Here is a 21,709-nt window from a genome sequence, read left to right as displayed (position 1 = left end):
CCGCCGACACCATCGCACGCACCGAACCGGTCTGCGGGATCGACTGGAAGCTCATCGCCGGAATCGGCAAGGTCGAATCCCACCACGCCGACAACGGCGACGTCGACCCGTCCGGCCGCCTGAAGACCCCGATCTACGGGCCCACCCTCGACGGCTCGCTGGCCGGCAACCAGGTCATCACCGACACCGACGGTGGTGCCATCGACGGCGACCCGGTCCACGACCGGGCGGTCGGACCGATGCAGTTCATCCCGCAGACGTGGAAGAAGTACGCCGCCGACGGCAACGGCGACGGCATCGCCGACCCGCAGAACATCTACGACGCCGCGCTGACCACCGCGCGCTACCTGTGCGACGGCGGGCTGAACCTGCGCGACATCGCCGGACAGACGGCCGCGGTGCTGCGCTACAACAACTCGATGACCTACGTCGACAACGTGCTCGGCTTCGCCCGCAGCTACTGAGGCGCTTCCGCCGAGGTTGTTTGACCGGGCATCCGCGCCGGATAGGGTGGCGGAGCACCGAGGGCGGATTCGCTATCGCGAACTCTCCCGGACCTTTGTCACCACGATCGGAGAGCACCTTGCGTCGTACCCTGCGCATCCTGACCGTCCTCGTCGGACTCCTGCTCGCACTCGCGCCCGCCTATGCGGCGCAGGCAGCACCGCGAGCCACCGTCGGCGGCGGCAGTGCCATCGTGATCGACGGCCGATTCGGCTGCACGATGACCACGGTCGGGCACGATCGCGCCGGACGACTCATCGGCCTGACCGCCGGGCACTGCGGCCATGTCGGATCGAAGGTCTCCCTCGAGGACAACCCCGCCGCGGGTGTGGTCGGTCGTTTCGCGCGCAAGAGCGAACCGGGTGACTACGCGGTCATCACCCTCGACCCGAATCGGGTGAGCGCCGTACGCACCGCGGGCGGCGCGACCATCCGCAGCGTCGGGGCGTTCCCGCCGGCCGGCGCCAACGTCTGTAAGGCCGGACGCACCACCGGCTTCAGCTGTGGGCCGGTCCTGCAGACCAGCAGCACCGACAGCCTCAGTTATGTCTGCGCCAACCACGGCGACTCCGGCGGCCCGATCGTGATGGGTGATCGTGTCGTCGGCATGCTCAACGGCGGCCTCATCCTCGGCATCCCCGGCACCCCGATCAAGGGCGCGATCGGCTGTGTGAATCCGGCGATCCCGATCTACAGCCCGCTGGTCGCCACCAAGATGACCGCGATCCTCGCCGACCTCAACGCCCAAGGCGGCGTCGGCGCGGGATTCCGGCCGATCTGACCGACCGGCTCAGGCCACTGTGATCAGACCTCTGTGCTCAGGCTTCGGTACTCAGGAAAGCTTGTAGCGCAGCGGAATACATCGGCACATCGGCGGCACCCATCAGCTCGCGGGCACTGTGCATCGCGAGTTGGGGCGCGCCCACGTCGATGGTCATCAGACCGGTACGCGTGGCGGTGATCGGCCCGATCGTCGAGCCGCAGGGCAGGTCGGCCCGGTGGATGTATCGCTGCATGGGAACCCCCGCGGTGTCGCAGGCCAGCGCGAAGACGGCCTCTCCGATCGCATCCGAGGCGTAGCGCAGATTCTGGTTCACCTTGAGCACCGGACCGCCGTCGATGGCGATCTGGTGGGTGGGCTCGTGCCGCTCGGGATAGTTCGGGTGGGTGGCGTGGGCCATGTCGCCCGACACACAGATGCTCAACGCCATCGCCTGCAGGTAGTCGGCCCGGCTTCCCCCGCGGGACAACACGATTCGTTCGAGGACGGTGGACAGGAAGTCCGACGCCGCGCCGCGCTCGGAGCCGCTGCCGACCTCCTCGTGGTCGAACAGCGCGAGTACTCGGGTCGCGATGGCGGGCGAGCCGTCGAGCAACGCCCGCAGCCCGGCGTAACAGGTGCCCTGATTGTCCAGACGCGGTGCGCTGAGCAGGCTTTCGTCGGTTCCGATCAGCCGCGACGGCGCCACGTCGTGGGTCATCAACTCCCAGCCGAGCACCGAATCCGGTGCGATACCGGCATATTCGGCCACCCAGTCCAGCACGTCGGGCACGTCGGCACCGATCCCCCACACCCCGTCGAGGTGCCGTTGCGGGTCCAGGGTGACGCCCTTGCGGTCGGCGGAGAGGTGAATCGCCAACTGCGGCACCCGGACCACCGGCTCGGTCACATGCACCAGCACGTGCTCTACGGCGTTGCCGGAGCGATAGGCGAGTCGGCCGGACAACCCGAGATCACGGTCGAGCCAGGAGTTCAGCCAAGCGCCACCGTAGGGTTCGAGCGCGATCGTGCGGATACCGGCACTGACGCGATCCGGGCGTTGCTTGAGACGCAGGTTGGGACTGTCGGTGTGGCCGCCGACGATCCGAAAGGCATTGCCGTCACCGAGATCCCACGCGATGATCGAACCGCCGCGGATGACGTAGAAGCGGCGCGCATCCAGTGACCACTCGCGTTCCTCGAACAGGCGCCGGAATCCGGCCTCCTCCAATTCCGCCGCCACCGTCGCACAGACGTGGAACGGAGAGGGCGAGGCGTCGATGAAGGCACCGAGCCCCCTCGCGGTGGCCGTGGTGGTCAGACGAGGAGCACTCATGCCGTCACCCGCCGCATCGTCACGCGTTGGCCAGGACGGCGTCGATCGCCGAGTAGAACAGGCCGAGGCCGTCGTCACTCGGACCGGTCAGGGCCTCGGTGGCGTGTTCGGGGTGCGGCATCAGTCCGACGATCCGGCCGTCAGGGCTGCTGATGCCGGCGATGTCGAGGGCCGAACCGTTGGGATTGCCACCGGCATAGGTGAACACGATCAGCCCCTCGCCCTCGAGTTCCTCGAGTTTGCGTTGCGGGGCGACGTAACGGCCCTCCCCCGACTTGAGGGGGATGAGGATCTCCGCGCCACGCTCGAACCGGGTGGTCCAGGCGGTCGTGGTCGACTCGACACGCAGCCACTGGTCGCGGCAGATGAAGTGCAGTCCCTCGTTACGGGTCAGCGCGCCGGGCAGCAGTCCGGCCTCGCACAGGACCTGAAAACCGTTGCAGATTCCCAGAACCGGCATACCCTTGCCGGCGGCCTCGATGACCGAACCCATGACGGGGGCGAACTTGGCGATCGCCCCGGCGCGCAGGTAGTCGCCGTAGGAGAACCCGCCGGGCACGACGATGGCGTCGACGCCCTGGAGATCGGCGTCGCCGTGCCACAACTCGACGGCCTCGGCCCCGGCGAGACGGACCGCGCGGGCGGCGTCGACGTCGTCGAGGGTGCCGGGAAAGGTGATGACCCCGATGCGTGCGTTGCTCACAGTCGTCTCCGCTGCCTACTCGGCAATCCGGGAGACGTTGAAGTTCTCGATCACCGTGTTGGTCAACAACTCCTCGGCGATGCGCTCCAACGTGACGTCGTCGACGGAGTCGTCGACCTCGAGTTCGAAACGCTTGCCCTGGCGGACATCGGCGATGCCGGAGAATCCCAGACGGCCCAGTACGCCGACGATCGCCTGACCCTGGGGATCGAGGATCTCGGCCTTGGGCATCACGTCGACCACCACTCGTGCCATCGGCAATAGCTCCCTATCGAATATCTCCTGGCCTTCGGACGACGACCGGAGGAGGTTGGCTGAACACCGGTTACCTTACCGGCAGCGCCGCCTCGATCGCCGCGACGACCTCGGGTGCGGTCGGCTCGGTGCGCGGGCGGAAGCGGGCGACGGGCTCGCCGTCGGCGCCGACGAGGAACTTCTCGAAGTTCCACTGGATGTCACCGGCCTCGCCGTCGGCGTCGGCGAGCTTCGTCAGCTCGGCGTAGAGGGGATGCCGTCCGTCACCGTTGACATCGGTCTTCTCCAGCAGCGGGAAGGTGACGCCGTAATTGGTGGAACAGAAGGTCGCGATCTCCTCGGCGCTGCCCGGTTCCTGGCCCATGAACTGGTTGCAAGGCACACCCACGACGGTCAGTCCGCGCTCACCGTAGGTCTTGGCCAGTTCTTCCAGTCCGGTGTACTGGGGCGTGAGGCCGCATTTGCTGGCGACGTTGACGACCAGCAAAGGTCCGGTGAAATCGGACAGCGACAGCGCCGATCCGTCGAGTGCGGCCACGGGGATGTCCTTGACATTGCTCATGACTCCCGACCCTAATCCCCCTGGCGCGGTGGTGCAGATCACCGACTTTTCTGCGCTATGACACATATCACCGATAATTGTGCTCGCGCGATAGTTGCGTCGCCGTTAGTATTTTCGGGTGTCCACTTCGATCGATTCCGCGTGCCGCGCACTGCACGAGTTCCTGGATCGACTGACCTGCCTGAGCAAGGCCGCCGCTGTCGACGACCTCGCCACCACCGACCTCACCTTCTCCCAGATCCGGGTGTTGTTCGTCGCCGGTGAGGCCCAGGTGCCGATGTCCGTCCACGAGATCGCCGAGGCCATCGGCTTGTCGCTGGCCGCGACCGGCAGGACCGTCGACCGCCTCGTGCGGCTCGGATTCGTCGATCGCCGCGAGGACCCCGCCGACCGGCGCGTCAAACGCGTCAGCCTCACCGCGGGCGGCCGGCACCTCGTCGACGAACAGCTCAGCGTGCGCCAGGAGATCATCAGCGACTTCGTCGCCGGCCTGCCCGCCGAACACCGTGACGCATTGACCGATGCGCTGCGACACATCGTCGACGCCGACACCGATTACTTCGACCTGACCCACCCCACTCTCGACACCCATCGGACCCACGACCAGAAAGTGCACTCATGACGAGTTCCACCTCCGCCGGCGGGACGGCCCACGCCGGCCCACCGGACACCAAACTCGACCGGCACGTGCTGACCGTTGCCGGTGTCGTCGTGCTCGGCGCCATCATGTCGATCCTCGACGTGACCGTGGTGTCGGTGGCGCAGAACACCTTCCAGGAGACCTTCAACACCAACGCCGCGGGCGCCGCGTGGACGATGACCGGCTACACGCTGGCGCTGGCCGCGGTCATCCCGCTCTCGAGCTGGGCCGCGGCACGATTCGGCACCAAGAAGGTCTACATGACCTCGCTGGTGCTGTTCCTCATCGGTTCCGCGCTGTGCGCGGTCGCCTGGAACATCGGTTCGCTGGTGGCCTTCCGCGTCGTCCAGGGACTCGGCGGTGGTCTGCTGATGCCGATCGGCATGATGATCCTCACCAAGGCCGCCGGTCCCGAACGCGTCGGCTCGGTGATGGCAGTCCTCGGTATCCCGATGCTGTTGGGCCCCATCGCCGGACCCATCCTCGGCGGTCTGCTCATCGAGAAGGCCAGCTGGCACTGGGTGTTCCTGATCAACGTCCCGATCGGCCTGGTCGCCCTCGTCTACGCCTGGCTCGTGCTGCGTGACGACGAGGAGAAACAGCGCCCGACAATCGATTTCATCGGCCTGCTGATGCTCTCGCCCGGTCTGGCGTTGTTCCTCTACGGCATCTCCTCGTCCACCGACGCCGGCACGTTCATGGACACGAAGGTGCTCGTCACCACGATCATCGGCGCCGTGCTGATCGTCGCGTTCATCATCCACGCGCTGCGCGCGAAGAATCCGCTGCTGGATCTGCGCCTGTTCAAGAACAAGACGCTGGCCATCGCGGTGGTCACGATGACCACCTTCATGATCGCGTTCTTCGGTGCGGCACTGCTCTATCCGCAGTACTTCATCGGTGTTCGCGGCGAGTCCACGTTGATGGCCGGCCTGCTGCTCGCCCCGCAGGGTCTCGGCGCGATGCTCACCATGCCCATCGCCGGGCGCCTGACCGACAAGATGGGGCCGGGCAAGTTCGTCCTCGGCGGTATCGTGCTGATCTTCTGCGGCATGGGCTACTTCGTCTTCCTCGGCGCCGACACCCCCTACTGGGCGGTGTGCCTGGCGTTGTTCGTCCAGGGTCTGGGCATGGGTATGACGATGATGCCGATCATGTCCGCGGCGCTGGCCACCCTGAACAACAAGCAGGTTCCCGACGGTTCGACGCTGATGAACGTGGTGCAGCAGACCGCGTCGTCGATCGGTACCGCCGTGATCTCGGTGGTCCTGGCCAACATGTTCAAGTCGCATCCGGAGTCGCTGCTGGCGATCAGCTCCAACGCCGCACCCGATAAGTACGCGCAGGCCGTGCAGGCGAGCGCCAACACCCCCGCCGCGCTTCCGGCGAACCCGCCGGATCAGTGGTTCTCCTGGGCGGCCGAAGCCTTCGGTACCACGTTCATCGTGGCGACGGTATTGGTCGCGGTGACCGTGATCCCCGCATTCTTCCTGCCCCGCAAGAAGATCGCCTCCCCGCTCGTCGAGGAAGACATGGATCGCACGCCGACGCTGCTGCACTGAGCGTCGACGGCACCAACGCGCCAGGCCCGCACCCGATCATCTCGGGTGCGGGCCTCGTGCATTCGGCGGCCCGGGCCGCTGCAGCGATGAGTTCTGAACGCCGCGCCGGTCTGTCCCTGCATGAGCACACTGGTACTGAAGATGTCGATGTCGTTGGACGGCTTCATCGCCGGCCCCGACGGTGAGATGGACTGGGCCATGGCCGCACGCAGCGACGACTCGACCGCCTGGGTGCTGCGCACCCTGCAGGAGGCCGATGTCCACCTGATCGGGCGGGGATTCCACGACGGGGTCGCCGCCTTCTGGTCGTCGGCGCAGGGGCCGATGGCCGCGGCGATGAACGACACCCCGAAGGTCGTCGCGTCGCACTCCCTGTCGGCAGAAGCGGCACCGCCACCGGGCGGTTTTCCGTTCGCGGGAGCGGGCACGTGGGAATCGCCCTACCTCGCCGGCGGCGACCTCGTCACCGACGTCGAACGTCTGAAGGAACACACCGCAGGCGTCGTCCTCGTCAACGGTGGGGTGCGCTTCGCCCGCAGCCTCGTCTCGCTCGGACTCGTCGACGAATACCGGCTGGTGATCGCACCGATCGCATTGGGTCGCGGGCAGCCGCTGTTCAGCGACCTCACGCAACCACTCGACCTCGATCTCATCGACACCGCCGTCTTCGACGGTGGGATCGTCGCGCAGACCCTGGTGCCGAAGACTACGGCGTGACGGCTCCGGTCTGCTGGAGAATCCATGCGATCTCGAAGGCGACCTCTTCCCACTGCTTGTAGCGTCCGGAGACACCGCCGTGGCCCGCCGACATCTCGGTCTTCAGCAGGATCGGATTGTCCGAGGTGCTCAACTCCTGCAGGCGGGCAACCCATTTCGCCGCCTCGGTGAACAGCACACGGGTGTCGTTGAGCGAGGTCTGGGCGAGGATCGCGGGATACGGGAGCGCCTCGACGTTCTCGTACGGCGAGTACGACTTCATGTACTCGTAGACCGCCGGATCGTGCAGCGGGTCACCCCACTCGTCCCATTCGATGACCGTCAACGGCAGCGACGGGTCGAGGATCGAGTTGAGGGCGTCGACGAACGGCACCGAGGCGAGGATCCCGTGGAAGAGCTCCGGCGCCAGATTGGCCACCGCACCCATCAGCAGTCCACCGGCCGAACCGCCCTCGGCGACCATCTGTTCCGACGTCGTCCAGCCGCGTTCGACGAGGTGGCGACCCGAGTCCACGAAGTCGGTGAAGGTGTTCTTCTTGGTCAGCGTCTTGCCGGTCTCGTACCAGTGCCGGCCCATCTCGCCGCCACCGCGGACATGGGCAAGGACGAAGACCACACCGCGATCGAGCATCGACAGTCGTGACACCGAGAACGACGGGTCGAAACTGGCCTCGTACGAGCCGTATCCGTAGAGCAGCAACGGGGCCGGCGCCGCACCCTCGTCGCCGGGTGCCGCCACCGACTTGTGGCGCACGATCGACAACGGGATCTCGGTACCGTCGGCGGCGGTGGCCCATTCGCGCGACTGCACGTAGTCCTCGGGGCGGAAGTCGCCGAGAACGGGCTGACGCTTGAGCAGGATGCGCTCGCCGGTGGTCACGTCGAGCTCGAAGAGTTCCGACGGTTCGATGAAGCTGCCGTACCCGAATCGCAGTCGTGGCGTGGCCCATTCGCGGTTGCCGCCGAGGCCGAGGGAGAACAGCTCCTGCGCGACGGCGACCTCGATGAAATCCTCGGCGACCGGGATGCCGTCGATCCGCCGGAGATCGGCGATGGCCACCCGCGGCAGGGCGTCGGCGCGGTAGCTGAGCACGAGATAGTCGCGGAAGGCGTCGACGTCCTCGATCCGGAAGCCGCGCCGATGTCCGATGAACTCGGTTCGGGCGGCCGGATCGTCGACGGGGGCGATGTCGACGGCGAAGTCCTCGGCCTTCTCGCCGTCACGAACATCGTTGTGCACGATCAGGAAATAGTCGGTGCCGGCGATCTCGGCGTGTTCGACGTTGTATTCCACACCGTCGACCCGGGGTGCGACGCTGCGGAATTCGCCGGTGGGGTCGTCGGCGGACAGGACGAAACACTCGGAGGTGATCTTGGAGCCGACGGCGATCACCAGGTACTTGTCGCTGCGGGTCGATCCCATGCCGACCCAGTAGCGTTCGTCGGGCTCGTGGAAGACCTTGACGTCGGGGGTGCCGGCGCCGATGTCGTGGCGCCACACCGTGTCCGGACGCCACGCGGCGTCGACGGTCTGGTAGAAGACGTGTTTGGTGTCGGTCGACCACACGGCCCCGCCCGCGGTATCGGCGATGACATCGGGCAACAGCTCTCCGGTCCGAAGGTCCTTGAATCGCAACGTGTACCGCTCGTCGCCGACCACGTCGGTGCTGTAGGCCAGCCAGTTGCCGTCGTGACTGACCGTGAGCGCACCGACGCTGAAGAAGTCGTGCCCCTCGGCCTCGTCGTTGGCGTCAAAGAGCACCTCCTCGCCCGGCAGCGGCGCATCCTCGGACACCGTCGGCGGTGTCCAGTCGTCGGGATCGACGATGGGGCAACGGCATTGCATCGCATACTGTTTGCCCTCAAGGGTGCGCGCGTAGTACCAGTACTCACCGCGCCGCGACGGCACCGACATGTCGGTTTCCTTGGTGCGCGAACGGATCTCGTCGAAGATCGTCGCCCGCAGATCCGCCAGCGCGGCGGTATGGGCCTCGGTGTAGGCGTTCTGCGCCTCGAGGTAGGCGATCACCTCGGGGTCGTCCTTGTCGCGCAACCACTCGTAGTTGTCGATGACGGTGTCGCCGTGATGGATTCGCTCGAGGGGAACCTTCTTGGCCACCGGCGCGGCGGCGGCCACTGCGTCGGTGCTGCCTGCGGCGTCGGTGTCGGCTGCTGCTGCGTCGGTCACGTGACTCCTATCCTTGCGGCCAGTCGGCGAAGGATTTCTGCGAAATCCATTCGTAGGCCTCGATGTATCGTTGCCGGGTGCGTGTCACCACGTCGGCGGGAAGAGCGGGTGGGGTCGTATCGGAGGCGCGATCCCAGCCGGATTCCGGCGAGGTCAGCCAGTTACGGACGATCTGCTTGTCGAAGCTCGGTTGCACCTGTCCCGGCGTGTAGCCGGCGGCCTCCCAGTACCGCGAGGAGTCCGGGGTGAGCACCTCGTCGGCGAGGACGAGTGACCCGTCGGTGTCGCGCCCGAACTCGAACTTGGTGTCAGCCAGGATGATTCCGCGTTGTGCGGCGAGTTCGGCGCCGCGACGGTAGATGTCGAGGGTCATGCGACGAAGATCGTCGGCCAGCTCGGACCCGACCTGTGCGGCGACAGCCTCGAAGCTGATGTTCTCGTCGTGGTCACCCTGTTCGGCCTTGGTGGCCGGGGTGAAAATCGGCTCCGGCAGCTTGTCGGCCTCATCGAGGCCGTCGGGTAACGCCACCCCGCACACCGCACCGGTGGCTCGATAGTCGATCAGCCCGGAGCCGGTGAGGTAGCCGCGGGCCACACATTCCACCGGCACCATCGGCAGCTTGCGCACCACCATCGAGCGGCCCACACACCCGTCGGGGATGCGCTCATCGGTCGGTCCGCCCGCCAGGTGATTCGGCACGCCGAGCGCATCGAACCAGTAGAAACTCATGGCGGTCAGGATGGCGCCCTTGTCCGGTATCGCCGGGCTCAGGATGTGGTCGTAAGCCGAGATGCGATCGCTGGCCACCATCAGCAGGGTGTCATCGTCGATCTGATAGATCTCGCGGACCTTGCCGGAGGCGAGAAAGGTGTACGAGTCGAGAGCCGGACGCATGCCTTCGACCATAGTGCGCGCAGGTCGGCAGGGGCAGCCTGGGTGACCCGGCGCTCGGGGTGAGGTGGCTCGGGGTGATCTGGCAGTCTGGGTCGTCATGGGCGCACCGCAGATCACCATCACCTACTGCACGCAATGCAATTGGTTGCTGCGGGCCAACTGGATGGCGGCGGAACTGCTGTCGACCTTCGGCACCGACCTCGGCTCGGTCACCCTGCGCCCGGGCACCGGCGGCATCTTCGTCATCGAGGCCGACGGCGAGCAGATCTGGGAACGTAAGCGCGACGGCGGTTTTCCCGACGCCGCCGAACTCAAACGCCGCGTCCGCAATTCGGTACTACCTGACTGGTCGTTGGGGCACGCCGACCGCACACCCGCCGATCCCGACGCGGGCTAGCCACGGGCTGCTCGCCCGGACCGCCGAGTCAGTCGAGACAGAACTCGTTGCCCTCCGGATCGGCCATCACGAGGTGGCCGCCCGCCAGCGGAGGCGCCGGTTCGTGCCGGGCGAGCCGCCGGGCGCCCGCATCGACCAGTTCGACACCACGACGCTCCAGCGCGGCCATCCGCTCCTCACCCGATAAACCGGGGGCCGCCCGAACACAGAGGTGGACGCGGTTCTTGACGGTCTTGCCCTCGGGCACCCGCTGGAAGAAGACACGCGGCCCTGCACCTGCCGGATCCACCAGCGCCGAGGCGTCGTTGCGCCGATCCTCGGCGATGCCCATTACCGAGAGCGCGTCGTCCCACGTGTCGAAGCCCGGCGGCGGGGGAGCGAGCCGATAGCCGAGAACCTCGGCCCAGAACGCGGACAGCGCTGCCGGGTCCGCACAGTCGAAGGTCACCTGGAAGTCGATACTCATGCCGACATGGTTCCCCACATTGCGGACAGCCAGTGTCCTCGTTACAGAATCGGCGCCGGGGTGTAGGCCGCTGCCTGCGGGTTCTCGGCGATGATCTTCTCGGCGGCGGCGATGACGTCGGCGACCTGGCGGCCCGCCGCGCCGACGAAGGCCTCCTTGTCGTCGAGCAATGCGTCGAGCTGTGCCCGGTCGAGCGGGATGCGGTCGTCGGCGGCGAGCCGGTCGAGCAGATCGGGTTCGCGCCCCTCCTCGCGCATGGCCAGTGCCACGGCCACGGCGTTCTCCTTGATCGCCTCGTGCGCGGTCTCACGCCCCACGCCCGCGCGCACCGACGCCATCAACACCTTGGTGGTGGCCAGGAACGGCAGGTAGCGGTCGAGTTCGTTGGCGATCACGGCCGGATAGGCGCCGAATTCGGCGAGCACGGTCAAGAACGTCTCCATCAGGCCGTCGATGGCGAAGAAGGCGTCGGGCAGCGCCACGCGACGCACCACCGAGCAGAAGACGTCGCCCTCGTTCCACTGCGCGCCGGCGAGCTCGGCGGTCATCGACGCGTAGCCGCGCAACACCACGGCCAGGCCGTTGACCCGCTCGCAGGAGCGGGTGTTCATCTTGTGCGGCATCGCCGACGACCCGACCTGGCCGGGCTGGAAACCCTCGGTGACCAGCTCATGTCCGGCCATCAGCCGGATCGTGTGAGCCAGCGACGACGGTGCCGCGGCCACCTGGACGAGTGCGGAGACGACGTCGTGATCGAGGGAGCGCGGGTAGATCTGCCCGACGGAGGTGAACGATCGCGAGAACCCGAGATGCCCGGCGACCCTCGACTCGAGGTCGGCGAGTTTGCCGGCGTCGCCGCCGAGCAGGTCGAGCATGTCCTGGCTGGTACCCATCGGCCCCTTGATGCCGCGCAGCGGATAGCGGTCGATGAGTTCGGTGAGTCGGGTCAGCGCGATCATCAACTCGTCGGCGGCCGACGCGAATCGCTTGCCCAGCGTCGTCGCCTGCGCGGCCACGTTGTGGCTGCGTCCGGCCATCACCAGCGACGAATACTGGGCGGCCCGTTCGACGAGCCGCGCGAGGACGGCGACGCCATGGGCATGGACGTGCTGCAGCGACTGCAGGATCTGCAGCTGCTCGACGTTCTCGGTGAGGTCGCGGCTGGTCATCCCCTTGTGGATCTGCTCGTGACCGGCGAGCGCGTTGAACTCCTCGATCCGCGCCTTGACGTCGTGGCGGGTGATGCGTTCACGCTCGGCGATGGACCCGAGGTCGATGTCGTCGACGACCCGCTCGTAGTCGTCGATCGCGTTGTCGGGCACGTCGATCCCGAGGTCACGCTGGGCCCGTAGGACCGCGATCCACAGGCGACGTTCGGCGGCGATCTTGTTGGTCGCCGACCAGATCTCGACCAGATCGGTCGACGCATAGCGGCTCGCGAGGACGTTGCTGATGGCAGGTTTCGACACGTCAACAGTGTAGTTTGCGTGCCGCCGGCGTCTTTACAGGGCGAAGCACAGGCCCCCGGAGCCGTACCCCTGGTGCACCCGGGCGATGGTGATCGGGGACGTGACGCCGTTCTGCACCGCATAGAGCATCCGGTCGCCGAGTCGGCGCGGCGTCCAGTTGACCGTCGCGATCAGTTGATACGCGGGCGCTCTGCCGATGAAGATCGGGGCGAATCCACGGCGCTGCTCGTAGAAGGAGACCATGCCCACGGAGTTGACCGGCACCGTCAGGTTGTAGGTGCAGCCGGTGCCGTAGACCACCGACGAGAACGGCACACCCGCGTCGACCGGCCCGGTCGGTGCCGCCGACGCCGACCCGGTCCCCGCCAGTACCCCGGCGACCACCGCCGTACCCGTCACCAGCGATGCTGCCCACCGGCGTATCGCACCCTTACGCTCCCCCATGACTCACCTTTCTCTCCCCGACCCCTGATTTCGGTTGCAGGTCTTCACATTTGCGGTGCCAGGATGTCGACGACACCGTTCAGCGCCGCGCGTGCGGCTTCGAACGGCGAGGTCTCGGCACAGCCCAGGGTGCCGACGACGGCACCGTCCTCGACCGCGATCAACCAGCCGACCTGATGCGGGTCGGAGCGGCGGCCGGATTTCTCGAGAACCTCTGCGTGCATCGCCGAGACGTGGTGCCTGCGTTCCTCGACGACGTCGCGCAGTAGCGGGTACCGGGGCGCGAGCGCGATCAGTTCGTAGCGCGCGGCGAGATCCTCGATGGGTGTCTGCGCCCCAATGAAAACCTCCGACAGCGCTTCCGCGGTCGCCCCGACACCGCGCCGGCGCCGGGTCAACGCCGCTCCTCGGGCCGCGATCGCCTCGTCGGCACTACGGGTGACATACATGGCGGCCTCGGCCATCAGGTCTTCCAGCGAGGCGAAGTAGTAGGTCGTCGAGGCCAGTGGCAGGTTGGCCCGGTCGGCGACCGCACGATGCCGGACGGCGTCGAAACCCCCTTCGAGCAGGAGCGCACCGGCGGCCTCGATGAGTCGAGTCCGCCGCCTCGTTCCCTTCGGGGTGGCGGCCGATGTCATGGCGACCATGCTGCCAGGGTGACCTGGGTCACCACCCCTTTTTCGGCGGATCAGCCACCGCGAGGGACCGGTCGTTCGATCACCTGACAGATGGGGCAACAGCGCCGATTCCGGCACTAGCGTGACCCGCATGGATCTCGACGGTTTACGCGCTGTCGCCAATTGCGGCGCCTGGTATGCCGGACTGCGCCGCGTCGCGCTGGATACCTACCTCACCCAGCACCTCGGCAGCTACACACCTGCCGTCGAGGGCAGCACGGTGGTCTTCGCCACGACCACCGATCCGCGCCGGCGGATCTGCGCCCACCGATCACCGGTGGCCTCGGTACGCCGTGCCGGAGCGTCGGGCTGGGTGATCCGGTGGGCCTGGGCCGGCACCTCCCCCGACCTGCCGACCGATCTCCGTCTGGCCGAGCTGCGCCGCGCGGGCGAACGCCTCGGCGTTGCCGCGCTGATCTCCCCGGAACTGAGCATGCCCGGCACCGGCGGCCCGGATTCGGAGCGTGCGGACCTGATCGCCGCGACCCTCGGTGCCGTTGCCGCCCAACTGAGCGGCGCGGGACCGGTCGTGCGCATCGACGACGCCGACGGCGGCTTCGAGATCGTCCAGGTGACCGGCCTGCCACTAGCCGAACCGACCTTCACCGACCTCGTCGCGACGCTGCCCACACTTCTCGGCGAGGTGGCCGTCGGCGATCATCGCGTGGCCCTGCACGGCTTGGCGGTCCGGCTCGGTTGGCACGTGATGTGGCAGCGCCCCAACGAGATCGCAACCCCGGCCGGTGCGGCTTCCGACATCTCGCAGTGCGTCCTCACCGACCAGAGATCGAGCCTGGCGTTGTCCTTCGACGTGAACGGCCGCCCGCTGGAGCGCGCCCTGCCCGCCTGACCCACCCCTTGCGGTCCGATACCCCCCTGGGTATATTTGTCGTCACCAACCAATACCCCCAGGGGTATCTGACGATGCGAGGGAGAATTCTCCGTGGACTCGACCGACCACTCCACCACCGTTGCCGACGAACCAGCACCCGCGGCAGCAGACGACACCCGGCCCGGCCCGATGGGACGGCTCGGGGTCTGGACCGCCACGCACCGCCGGTGGGTGTTCGGCATCTGGTTCCTGCTCATCATCGGCCTCGGCACAGCCGCGCCGAGTGTCTTCGGTTCCCTGGCCGGCGCCGGATGGCAAGCCAACGGATCGGAGTCGGTGCAGGTCCGCGAGCTCGCACAACAGCACTTCGGCGGCAACTCGTCGGCCGCGGTCCAGGTGGTGATCCACTCTGACGACCACCAGGTCACCGACCCGGCGGTCGGGCACGTGATCGCCGAGATCACCGGGATCGCGCGCAGCGACCCGCGCTTCGGTCCGGTCATCGCCCCGACACCGGGAATGACCGTCAGCCGCGACGGCCACACCGCGATCGTCATCATCGGCGCCGCTGCCGACACCGACGCGATGGTCAAGGCGGTCGATGATCACAAGGCCGCGTTGACCGGCTTGTCAGGCAACGGGATCCAGGTGTATCCGACGGGCGCCTCGGCACTGTGGAGCGATTTCAACAAGGCCAATCACGAGGCGATGATCAAGGCCGAGATGTTCTCCTGGCCGATCACGCTGGCGATCATGGTGATCGCCTTCGGTTCTCTGGTGGCCGCGGGGCTCCCCTTGCTGCTGACCATCGCCGGACTCGTCGCCTCGGCCGGTGGCCTGGTGCTGCTGAACACCGTCACCCCGATCTCGGTGTGGGCCATGAACTTCGCGATGATGTTCGCCCTCGCGCTCGGTATCGACTACGCCCTGTTCATGGTGTCGCGCTTTCGCGCGGCGATGGCGCTGCGCGAGACACCCGAACACGCGGTTGCCGAGACCATGGAGACCGCGGGCAAGGCAGTGCTGCTCTCGGGTCTGACGGTGCTGGTGAGTTTGTCTGCGGTGCTGATGGTCCCGGCACCCGCGGTGCGCACGATGGCCGTCGGGATCATGCTCGCCGTCGTCTTCGTCCTCGCGGCCACCATGACCCTGCTGCCGTCGGTGCTGTCGGCCCTCGGCACCAAGGTCAACGCCGGCTCGCTGCCGTGGGCGAAGAAGCAGGAGCACCGATCGCACCGTTTCGGGCGCTGGGGGGAGCTGCTGCATCGTCACCCGTGGCCGTTCGCCGTCGTCTCGCTCGCCATCCTGGTCCTGTTGGCTCTGCCGGTGCTGGGATTGAAGGTGGCGATGCCGTCGATCACCGTGGTCCCCGCGGACGCGCCGGTCCGCCAGGGCTACCAGATCGTCGCCGACAACATGGGTCCCGGCGCCCCCGGGGCACTGCAGATCATTGTTCCCACCCCGGACGCTCCGGCAACGGCCACCGCAGCCGCACAGACGCCCGGCATCGCCATGGTCACGCCGGCCCAGGCCGCATCGGACAACTCGGGATATTCTATGCTGCAAGCGATTCCGTCGGTTGATCCGTCCGCACCGGAAATGGACGGCATACTCACCGATCTGCGTGACCGGGTTCCTGCGGGCGCCCTCGTCGGTGGCGCCGCGGCGGAGAACCTCGATCTACAGGACGCGCTGAACACGTGGTTCCCGGTGATCGTTGCGGTCATCCTGTCACTGGGCTTCCTGCTTCTGCTGGTCGCATTGCGAGCCCCGGTGATCGCGTTGCTGGGAACCCTGGTCAGCTTGCTGTCGACGGGCGCGGCCTTCGGCGTCGCCACGCTGATCTTCCAGGACGGGCACGGTTCGGGTCTGCTCGGCTTCGCCCCGCAGGGCTTCCTCGACGGCTGGGGTCCGGTGTTCTTCTTCGCGATGATCTTCGCGATCGCGATGGACTACACCGTCTTCCTTTTGGCGACCGCCAAGGAGCACTACGAGCGCACGGGTGATCCGCGGACCGCGCAGGTCGACGGACTCGCCTACTCCGGTCGCATCATCTTCGCGGCCGCCGCGGTGATGGTGGCGGTGTTCTTCACCTTCGCACTGGCCCAACCACTTCCACCCAAGGAGATGGGCATCATCCTGGGCGTCGCAGTCCTGCTCGATGCCACACTGATCCGCCTCGTGCTGCTTCCGGTACTCCTGCGGATCACCGGCCACGGGGCCTGGTGGACGCCCCGATGGCTCGATCGGCTGCTGCCGGCGATCTCATTCGGCCATTGACGCCTCCTCCGAGGTATACCCCGAGGGGTATCATGGGTGTCGGCACATCCACAGCGAAGGGAACCCACATGGTCGGCGACGAAGAAGCAATCGCGGTCGTGCTCAACCGACTCCGCAGGGCGCACGGCCAACTCGCCGGTGTCATCGCGATGATCGAACAGGGCCGCGACTGCAAGGACGTGGTCACACAGCTGGCCGCGGTGTCCAAGGCACTCGACCGGGCGGGTTTCAAGATCGTCGCCACCGGTCTGCGTGAATGCATCGCCGGCGACGAACCCACCGGCGAACCCATGACCACAGATCAACTGGAAAAGCTGTTCCTCGCACTCGCCTGACCACGAGTCGGGTCGCACGAGCCACGAGGACGAGAGAAAGGAATCCCGATGGATCTGGCCATCACCACCACACTGCCCGACACGAGCTTCGACGAGGCCGTGACGCGCACCCGAGAAGCACTGTCGGAACAAGGATTCGGCGTGCTCACCGAGATCGACGTGACCGCGACACTGAAGGCCAAACTCGGCGAGGACATGGAACGTTACCTGATTCTCGGCGCCTGCAATCCGCCGCTCGCGCACGCCGCACTCGGCGTCGACCGGCAGATCGGTCTGCTGCTGCCGTGCAATGTGGTGGTCCGCGAGGACACCTCGCGCGCGGGTTCGATCATCGTCGAGGCGATGAATCCCGACCTCATGGTCGCCGTCGCGGACGCCCCCGGGCTCCCCGACGTCGCCGCGACCGCCACCACGAAACTCCGCGCGGCCATCGACGCACTGAGCAACACGGTGCACTCATGAATGCCTCGCCCACAACCGATGCCGGTGTCGTCGAGATCTACGTCGATCCCGCATGCCCGTTCGCCTGGGCCGCGTCCCGGTGGTTGGCCGGCGTGGCCGAGCGTCGGGGCGTACACGCCACCTGGCGTCCGATGAGTCTGGCCGTCCTCAACGAGGACCGCGAGGTCGGCGGCGCCCACGCCGAGCGGATGACCGTCTCGCGCCGGACGGGTCGGCTTCTCGCCGCCGCCGGAGACGAGGCGATGCGCGAGTTGTACTTCGCGCTCGGTCGTCGACTGCACAGCGAGGGGCGCGCGCTGTCGGCGAGCCTGGTGAGCGAGGCACTCCGGGAGTGCGCACTGCCCGCCGATCTGGTTGCCGTCATGGATGATCCCGTCTGGGACGATGCGGTCCGCCGCGCCCATCGGGCCAGCCAGGAGGCGCTCGGCGGCACCGGCGGCAGTCCGATCACCGTCTTCGGTGGACGAGCCTACTTCGGTCCCGTACTCACCGGGATTCCCGGCCGCGACGAAGCCGATCGGCTGTTCGACGCACTGACCACCCTCGCCGGGACGGCGGCGTTCGCACAGGTCGAGCGACCGCGGTCCGGACCACCGAACCTGGCGGAGGTCGCCTGATGTGTCACGCAGTCCGGTGCCGCGATTGCGGCAAGACCACCTGGTCGGGATGCGGCCGGCATGTCGCGCAGGTGAAGGCCTCGGTGCCCGCGGCGCAATGGTGCCCCGGTCATCCCGACGCCCCGCGTCGCGGATTGTTCGGTCGCCGGCGCTGAGCGGGTCACGGCCCCACTATCGTTGTCGGCGATGAGCCGCGACCGATCCGCCCCGATCCGCCTGTCGCGGCGCGGCGTGCTCGGCGGCGGGCTCGGCGCACTCGCCCTCGGGCTGGCGGCGTGCGCCGAGGACACCGTGGCGCTGGAGAACAACCGCGCCGCACTCCCACCCGCGGACGATCTGCTGGGATCGCCATCCTCGACGATCCCCTCGACGCCGTCGGTCGGCGCCGGCCCGGCCCTGGTCACCGGCAGCTTCACCTCGTCCCACATGCTCGGTCGCGACACCGATTGGGTGGTGGCCCGTCCGGCGGGAGTGAGCGGGACGCTGCCGGTCGTCGTGGTGCTGCACGCGTTGCGCACCGACGAGATGACGATCTTCACCTCACCATTGGCGATGCACACCGCACTACAGGCCTACGTCGACGCCGGCAACGCACCGTTCGCCATCGCGGCGGTCGACGGGGCGCGCAACTACTGGCACCGCCGCGCCGACGGCACCGACGGCGCAGCCATGGTGATCGACGAGTTCATCCCGATGCTCTCCGCCCACCCGGATCTGAACGTGTCCACCGACCGCATCGGCCTCTACGGCTGGTCGATGGGCGGCTACGGGGCGCTGCGGATCGGTGCGACCCTGGGCGCCCCCCGGGTCGCGGCGATCGCGGTCAGCTCACCGGCACTGTGGGCCGATCCACGCACCTTCCCGACCCGCGCCTTCGACGATTATGCCGATTACCAACAGAATTCACTGTTCGGCCAGCAGGACGCGTTCCGGCGGATCCCGCTGATGATCGCGGTCGGCTCCAGCGATCAGTTCTTCACCTACACGCGTCAGTGGGCGGCCGGACTGCATCCGCCCGCGGCGTTCACCAGCGGTCCCGGTGGCCACGACAACCGCTACTGGCGCGACGTCCTACCCGAGCAGATCGAGTTCCTCGGCCGCAGCCTGCAGGCGTGACCCCTCAACAACCATTGGCGGACAACAGCTACCGGAAGACAGGGTTCAAGGGAGACGGGCTACAGGGAGATCCGGCCTTCCAGCGCTGCCAAGCCGATGTCGGTGCGATGATGCGAGCCGGGGAGTTTGACACCGGCGACCCGCTCGTAGGCCTGCGCGCGTGCCGCTGCGAGATCCTCGCCCACCCCGACGATCCCGAGGACTCGTCCGCCCGCGGAGACGATGTTGCCCTCCGCGTCGCGTTTGGTACCCGCGTGCAGCACACCGGGTCCCTCGGCGCCGGTGATCACGTCACCGGTTCGCGGGCTCGCCGGATAGTTCTCGGCGGCGATCACCACCACCACGGCGGCACCGTCGGCCCATTCGAGCGGCGGCAGGTCGGCCAGAGTGCCGGTCGCCGTCGCGTTGAGCGCTTGTCCCAGAGGGGATTTCAGCAGGGCGAGCACCGCCTGGGTCTCCGGGTCACCGAAGCGGCAGTTGAATTCGACCACCGCAGGCCCCTGCTCGCCGATCGCGAGCCCCGCATACAGCAGCCCGCTGAACGGGCAACCCCGCCGCACCATCTCGGCGGCGACGGGCTCGACGACCTCGGTGACGATCCGGGCGGTGACCTCTTCGGGCAACCACGGCAACGGCGTATAGGCGCCCATGCCACCGGTGTTGGGGCCGGCGTCGCCGTCGCCGACGCGCTTGTGGTCCTGGGCGGGGATCAGTGGTACCACGGTCTCCCCGTCGACCAGGCAGAAGAGCGAAACCTCGGGGCCGTCGAGGAAGCTCTCCAGCAGCACCGGGTGACCGCTCTCCAGGCATTCGGCGGCGTGATCACGCGCCGCGGCCCGGTCGGTGGTCACCACGACGCCCTTGCCGGCGGCCAGTCCGTCGTCCTTGACCACCCAGGTCGGCCCGAAGCGATCGAGCGCGGCGTCGAGATTCGCCGGGTTGTCGACGACCTCGGCGTGGGCGGTGCGCACCCCGGCCGCGGCCATCACGTCCTTGGCGAACGCCTTGGACCCCTCGATGCGGGCGGCGTCGGCACTGGGGCCGAACGTGGCAAAACCGGCCGCGCGCAAGGCGTCCGCGACGCCGAGCACCAGCGGCACCTCCGGGCCGATGACGACGAGGTCGGCGGCGACGGTCCGCGCCAGGGCGACCACCTCGTCGGCCGAGGCGACGTCGACGCCGTGGTTGGTGGCGATCGCCGCGGTGCCGGCGTTTCCGGGCGCGACGTGGAGTTCGGTGACCGACGGGTCGTCGGCGAGTCCGAGGAGCAGGGCATGTTCGCGGCCGCCCGAGCCGATCACGAGTACGCGCACGTGCATGACTCTAATTCGTCGGGACCCGGCCGGTCCGCGCGGGATTCTCGGCCACCGGCCGTCACCGGTCGGTGAGATCGATCGGGCAGTCCGGATGCCGGGTGGGCGCGTCCTCGGGCACACCGAGGGTGTTGGCGCGTCGCGTCGTCCCGAAGATCTCGTCGACCACCACGATGAACAGCGGCGCACACGCCACCAGCACCACCGCCGCCGACAGGGACAGCCCCGCGTCGGCGGCCCAGACCCCGCCGACGATGAAGGCGATCGTCCCGGCCCCGCACAGCAGGGTCACCGGATCGAACGGCAACAGGTAGTCGTACATGGTGAGCATGCTGAGACAGTAGATACCCAGGGGTACCGCCACGGTCGCAACGACGACGCCGGTGCTGATCGTGGCCTCGTGTTCGGTCCACAATGCGGCGACCTCCAGGCCCGCGCCGGTGGCCGCGGCCGCCATGAAGATGATGATGTGCCCGTAGCCCCAGGGGAAGCACTTGTCGGGGCGAGCATGCAGTCGGTCGCCGACCGGGATGACGAAGTAGATCCACCACATCGCGAAGGTGACGACGATCGCGGCGACCCCGAAGACCGCGGTCTGGACCGACCAACCCTGTGCTTCCACGGCCGCCTGCATCACCGCAACGGTGCCGACCACGCCCTCACCGAGGGTGATGATCGTCAACAGCGAGTACCGCTCGGCGATGTGGTGCGGGTGCCAGGGTGTGGGTTTGACGAAATTCTCGGCCACGATCGGACCGAGGAGCTCGATGAACGCGCAGACGGCGATCGCGATGATGGTGGGCCACAGGGCGAGGTCGACGATCGCGACGATCACCCACGCCACCTGCGCCACGAGGACCGCTGCGGCATAGGTGAAGCATGTCTTGCGGTACTCCGCGCTCTGCAGACCTGCCCGGATCCATTGCGTGAGCAGCCCGACGCGCATCACCACGTAGCCGATGACGAGGACCCGGATGTCGACGTGTTCGTGGTGTTCGATCGAGCTGAACACCGGTGCAACGCCCAGGGCCAGGATGGCCACACCGATCATCTGGATCAGCACGACACCACGGAAGAACCAATCGTCGGTGTCGAAGGCAGAGGCAAACCAGCTGAAGTTGATCCACGCCCAGATCGCGGCGAAGGTGCACAGCACGTAGCCGAACACCGCTGTTTGGT

Annotated in this window: 24 protein-coding genes; 12 read left to right on the top strand and 12 right to left on the bottom strand. The window is 67.6% G+C overall.

Features of this window, described 5'->3' with window-relative positions; genetic code table 11:
- Together B1964_RS02575 and B1964_RS02570 are read left to right on the top strand one after the other, a co-directional pair.
- A partial coding sequence (locus tag B1964_RS02575) for a lytic murein transglycosylase (protein ID WP_172398730.1) occupies nucleotides 1–464 on the top strand: 464 nt, incomplete at its 5' end.
- A gap of 119 nt (nucleotides 465–583) precedes the next feature.
- Entirely contained in the window at nucleotides 584–1,285 is a 702-nt protein-coding gene (locus tag B1964_RS02570; RefSeq protein ID WP_079928681.1) for a S1 family peptidase, read from the top strand.
- 37 nt (nucleotides 1,286–1,322) lie between these two features.
- Here B1964_RS02570 and B1964_RS02565 read toward each other — a convergent pair whose 3' ends face one another.
- From B1964_RS02565 to B1964_RS02550, 4 genes are all read right to left on the bottom strand, one after another.
- Nucleotides 1,323–2,600, bottom strand: a complete 1,278-nt coding sequence (locus tag B1964_RS02565; RefSeq protein ID WP_079928680.1) for a M18 family aminopeptidase — start codon at nucleotides 2,598–2,600, stop codon at nucleotides 1,323–1,325.
- A gap of 19 nt (nucleotides 2,601–2,619) precedes the next feature.
- Nucleotides 2,620–3,303: a phosphoribosylformylglycinamidine synthase subunit PurQ gene (gene purQ, locus B1964_RS02560; RefSeq protein ID WP_006369709.1), complete on the bottom strand. Its 684-nt coding sequence runs from the start codon at nucleotides 3,301–3,303 to the stop codon at nucleotides 2,620–2,622.
- A gap of 15 nt (nucleotides 3,304–3,318) precedes the next feature.
- Nucleotides 3,319–3,558: a phosphoribosylformylglycinamidine synthase subunit PurS gene (gene purS, locus B1964_RS02555; protein WP_079928679.1), complete on the bottom strand. Its 240-nt coding sequence runs from the start codon at nucleotides 3,556–3,558 to the stop codon at nucleotides 3,319–3,321.
- A gap of 70 nt (nucleotides 3,559–3,628) precedes the next feature.
- Nucleotides 3,629–4,120: a glutathione peroxidase gene (locus tag B1964_RS02550; RefSeq protein ID WP_079928678.1), complete on the bottom strand. Its 492-nt coding sequence runs from the start codon at nucleotides 4,118–4,120 to the stop codon at nucleotides 3,629–3,631.
- 118 nt (nucleotides 4,121–4,238) lie between these two features.
- Between B1964_RS02550 and B1964_RS02545 the strand changes: the two genes are divergently transcribed.
- The 3 genes from B1964_RS02545 to B1964_RS02535 all read left to right on the top strand — a co-directional run bounded on the left by B1964_RS02545 (nucleotide 4,239) and on the right by B1964_RS02535 (nucleotide 7,039).
- Nucleotides 4,239–4,742, top strand: coding sequence for a MarR family transcriptional regulator (locus B1964_RS02545; RefSeq protein WP_079928677.1), 504 nt, complete (start codon nucleotides 4,239–4,241; stop codon nucleotides 4,740–4,742).
- On the top strand, nucleotides 4,739–6,322 hold the full coding sequence (locus B1964_RS02540) for a DHA2 family efflux MFS transporter permease subunit (RefSeq protein ID WP_079928676.1): 1,584 nt from the start codon (nucleotides 4,739–4,741) through the stop codon (nucleotides 6,320–6,322). Before B1964_RS02545 ends, B1964_RS02540 begins: the two co-directional genes overlap by 4 nt.
- 120 nt (nucleotides 6,323–6,442) lie before the next feature.
- Nucleotides 6,443–7,039 carry a dihydrofolate reductase family protein gene (locus B1964_RS02535; RefSeq protein ID WP_035727745.1) on the top strand — a complete coding sequence of 199 codons (597 nt, stop codon included), beginning with the start codon at nucleotides 6,443–6,445 and terminating at the stop codon, nucleotides 7,037–7,039.
- Here the strand turns inward: B1964_RS02535 and B1964_RS02530 are convergent.
- On the bottom strand, nucleotides 7,029–9,227 hold the full coding sequence (locus tag B1964_RS02530; RefSeq protein WP_079928675.1) for a S9 family peptidase: 2,199 nt from the start codon (nucleotides 9,225–9,227) through the stop codon (nucleotides 7,029–7,031). The genes B1964_RS02535 and B1964_RS02530 overlap by 11 nt on opposite strands.
- A 7-nt stretch (nucleotides 9,228–9,234) precedes the next feature.
- A complete protein-coding gene (locus tag B1964_RS02525) occupies nucleotides 9,235–10,122 on the bottom strand; it encodes a phosphoribosylaminoimidazolesuccinocarboxamide synthase (RefSeq protein WP_079928684.1) in 888 nt (295 codons plus the stop codon).
- A 97-nt stretch (nucleotides 10,123–10,219) separates the two neighbouring features.
- Here B1964_RS02525 and B1964_RS02520 point away from each other — a divergent pair, with 97 nt between their 5' ends.
- Nucleotides 10,220–10,519, top strand: a complete 300-nt coding sequence (locus B1964_RS02520; protein WP_079928683.1) for a SelT/SelW/SelH family protein — start codon at nucleotides 10,220–10,222, stop codon at nucleotides 10,517–10,519.
- A gap of 28 nt (nucleotides 10,520–10,547) precedes the next feature.
- Here the strand turns inward: B1964_RS02520 and B1964_RS02515 are convergent, their stop codons facing one another.
- Genes B1964_RS02515 through B1964_RS02500 form a run of 4 tightly spaced genes read right to left on the bottom strand, consistent with a single transcriptional unit; the run spans nucleotide 10,548 to nucleotide 13,545 of the window.
- Nucleotides 10,548–10,985 (bottom strand): VOC family protein, encoded by a 438-nt coding sequence (locus tag B1964_RS02515; protein WP_079928682.1) that lies wholly within the window; start codon nucleotides 10,983–10,985, stop codon nucleotides 10,548–10,550.
- A 41-nt stretch (nucleotides 10,986–11,026) separates the two neighbouring features.
- Entirely contained in the window at nucleotides 11,027–12,454 is a 1,428-nt protein-coding gene (purB, locus tag B1964_RS02510; RefSeq protein ID WP_079928674.1) for an adenylosuccinate lyase, read from the bottom strand.
- A 33-nt stretch (nucleotides 12,455–12,487) separates the two neighbouring features.
- Complete coding sequence (locus B1964_RS02505; RefSeq protein WP_172398729.1) at nucleotides 12,488–12,898, bottom strand: hypothetical protein; 411 nt, start codon at nucleotides 12,896–12,898, stop codon at nucleotides 12,488–12,490.
- Between the two features lie 44 nt (nucleotides 12,899–12,942).
- On the bottom strand, nucleotides 12,943–13,545 hold the full coding sequence (locus B1964_RS02500) for a TetR family transcriptional regulator (RefSeq protein WP_079928672.1): 603 nt from the start codon (nucleotides 13,543–13,545) through the stop codon (nucleotides 12,943–12,945).
- Between the two features lie 121 nt (nucleotides 13,546–13,666).
- On the opposite strand from B1964_RS02500, the gene B1964_RS02495 reads away from it, so the two are divergent.
- The 6 genes from B1964_RS02495 to B1964_RS02470 all read left to right on the top strand — a co-directional run bounded on the left by B1964_RS02495 (nucleotide 13,667) and on the right by B1964_RS02470 (nucleotide 19,217).
- Complete coding sequence (locus B1964_RS02495) at nucleotides 13,667–14,425, top strand: DUF6882 domain-containing protein (protein ID WP_079928671.1); 759 nt, start codon at nucleotides 13,667–13,669, stop codon at nucleotides 14,423–14,425.
- Nucleotides 14,426–14,596: 171 nt separating this feature from the next.
- On the top strand, nucleotides 14,597–16,687 hold the full coding sequence (locus tag B1964_RS02490; protein WP_253193859.1) for an MMPL family transporter: 2,091 nt from the start codon (nucleotides 14,597–14,599) through the stop codon (nucleotides 16,685–16,687).
- Between the two features lie 68 nt (nucleotides 16,688–16,755).
- On the top strand, nucleotides 16,756–17,022 hold the full coding sequence (locus B1964_RS02485) for a metal-sensitive transcriptional regulator (protein ID WP_006369694.1): 267 nt from the start codon (nucleotides 16,756–16,758) through the stop codon (nucleotides 17,020–17,022).
- 48 nt (nucleotides 17,023–17,070) lie between these two features.
- Nucleotides 17,071–17,484 carry a DUF302 domain-containing protein gene (locus B1964_RS02480; protein WP_079928669.1) on the top strand — a complete coding sequence of 138 codons (414 nt, stop codon included), beginning with the start codon at nucleotides 17,071–17,073 and terminating at the stop codon, nucleotides 17,482–17,484.
- Complete coding sequence (locus B1964_RS02475) at nucleotides 17,481–18,101, top strand: DsbA family protein (protein ID WP_079928668.1); 621 nt, start codon at nucleotides 17,481–17,483, stop codon at nucleotides 18,099–18,101. The genes B1964_RS02480 and B1964_RS02475 overlap by 4 nt, the downstream gene beginning before the upstream one ends.
- A gap of 186 nt (nucleotides 18,102–18,287) precedes the next feature.
- Entirely contained in the window at nucleotides 18,288–19,217 is a 930-nt protein-coding gene (locus B1964_RS02470; RefSeq protein WP_172398728.1) for an alpha/beta hydrolase-fold protein, read from the top strand.
- 59 nt (nucleotides 19,218–19,276) lie between these two features.
- On the opposite strand, the gene purD is transcribed toward B1964_RS02470, so the two are convergent.
- Complete coding sequence (gene purD / locus B1964_RS02465) at nucleotides 19,277–20,530, bottom strand: phosphoribosylamine--glycine ligase (RefSeq protein WP_211602017.1); 1,254 nt, start codon at nucleotides 20,528–20,530, stop codon at nucleotides 19,277–19,279.
- A 61-nt stretch (nucleotides 20,531–20,591) separates the two neighbouring features.
- A partial coding sequence (locus B1964_RS02460; RefSeq protein ID WP_079928666.1) for a low temperature requirement protein A occupies nucleotides 20,592–21,709 on the bottom strand: 1,118 nt, incomplete at its 5' end.

Source organism: Gordonia sp. i37 (genome assembly GCF_002043085.1).
In the GTDB taxonomy this organism is placed as follows: domain Bacteria; phylum Actinomycetota; class Actinomycetes; order Mycobacteriales; family Mycobacteriaceae; genus Gordonia; species Gordonia polyisoprenivorans.
This window is presented reverse-complemented; position numbering and strand designations above follow the sequence as displayed.

Bases quoted from the DNA above. Each gene is read 5' to 3' on its own strand.
- B1964_RS02505 (WP_172398729.1), bottom strand. From the start codon at position 12,898: ATGGGGGAGCGTAAGGGTGCGATACGCCGGTGGGCAGCATCGCTGGTG.
- B1964_RS02565 (WP_079928680.1), bottom strand. From the start codon at position 2,600: ATGAGTGCTCCTCGTCTGACCACCACGGCCACCGCGAGGGGGCTCGGT.
- B1964_RS02540 (WP_079928676.1), top strand. From the start codon at position 4,739: ATGACGAGTTCCACCTCCGCCGGCGGGACGGCCCACGCCGGCCCACCG.
- B1964_RS02490 (WP_253193859.1), top strand. From the start codon at position 14,597: ATGGGACGGCTCGGGGTCTGGACCGCCACGCACCGCCGGTGGGTGTTC.
- B1964_RS02535 (WP_035727745.1), top strand. From the start codon at position 6,443: ATGAGCACACTGGTACTGAAGATGTCGATGTCGTTGGACGGCTTCATC.
- B1964_RS02470 (WP_172398728.1), top strand. From the start codon at position 18,288: ATGAGCCGCGACCGATCCGCCCCGATCCGCCTGTCGCGGCGCGGCGTG.
- B1964_RS02520 (WP_079928683.1), top strand. From the start codon at position 10,220: ATGGGCGCACCGCAGATCACCATCACCTACTGCACGCAATGCAATTGG.
- B1964_RS02475 (WP_079928668.1), top strand. From the start codon at position 17,481: ATGAATGCCTCGCCCACAACCGATGCCGGTGTCGTCGAGATCTACGTC.
- B1964_RS02495 (WP_079928671.1), top strand. From the start codon at position 13,667: ATGGATCTCGACGGTTTACGCGCTGTCGCCAATTGCGGCGCCTGGTAT.
- B1964_RS02480 (WP_079928669.1), top strand. From the start codon at position 17,071: ATGGATCTGGCCATCACCACCACACTGCCCGACACGAGCTTCGACGAG.
- purS (WP_079928679.1), bottom strand. From the start codon at position 3,558: ATGGCACGAGTGGTGGTCGACGTGATGCCCAAGGCCGAGATCCTCGAT.
- B1964_RS02515 (WP_079928682.1), bottom strand. From the start codon at position 10,985: ATGAGTATCGACTTCCAGGTGACCTTCGACTGTGCGGACCCGGCAGCG.
- B1964_RS02550 (WP_079928678.1), bottom strand. From the start codon at position 4,120: ATGAGCAATGTCAAGGACATCCCCGTGGCCGCACTCGACGGATCGGCG.
- B1964_RS02500 (WP_079928672.1), bottom strand. From the start codon at position 13,545: ATGGTCGCCATGACATCGGCCGCCACCCCGAAGGGAACGAGGCGGCGG.
- B1964_RS02485 (WP_006369694.1), top strand. From the start codon at position 16,756: ATGGTCGGCGACGAAGAAGCAATCGCGGTCGTGCTCAACCGACTCCGC.
- B1964_RS02525 (WP_079928684.1), bottom strand. From the start codon at position 10,122: ATGCGTCCGGCTCTCGACTCGTACACCTTTCTCGCCTCCGGCAAGGTC.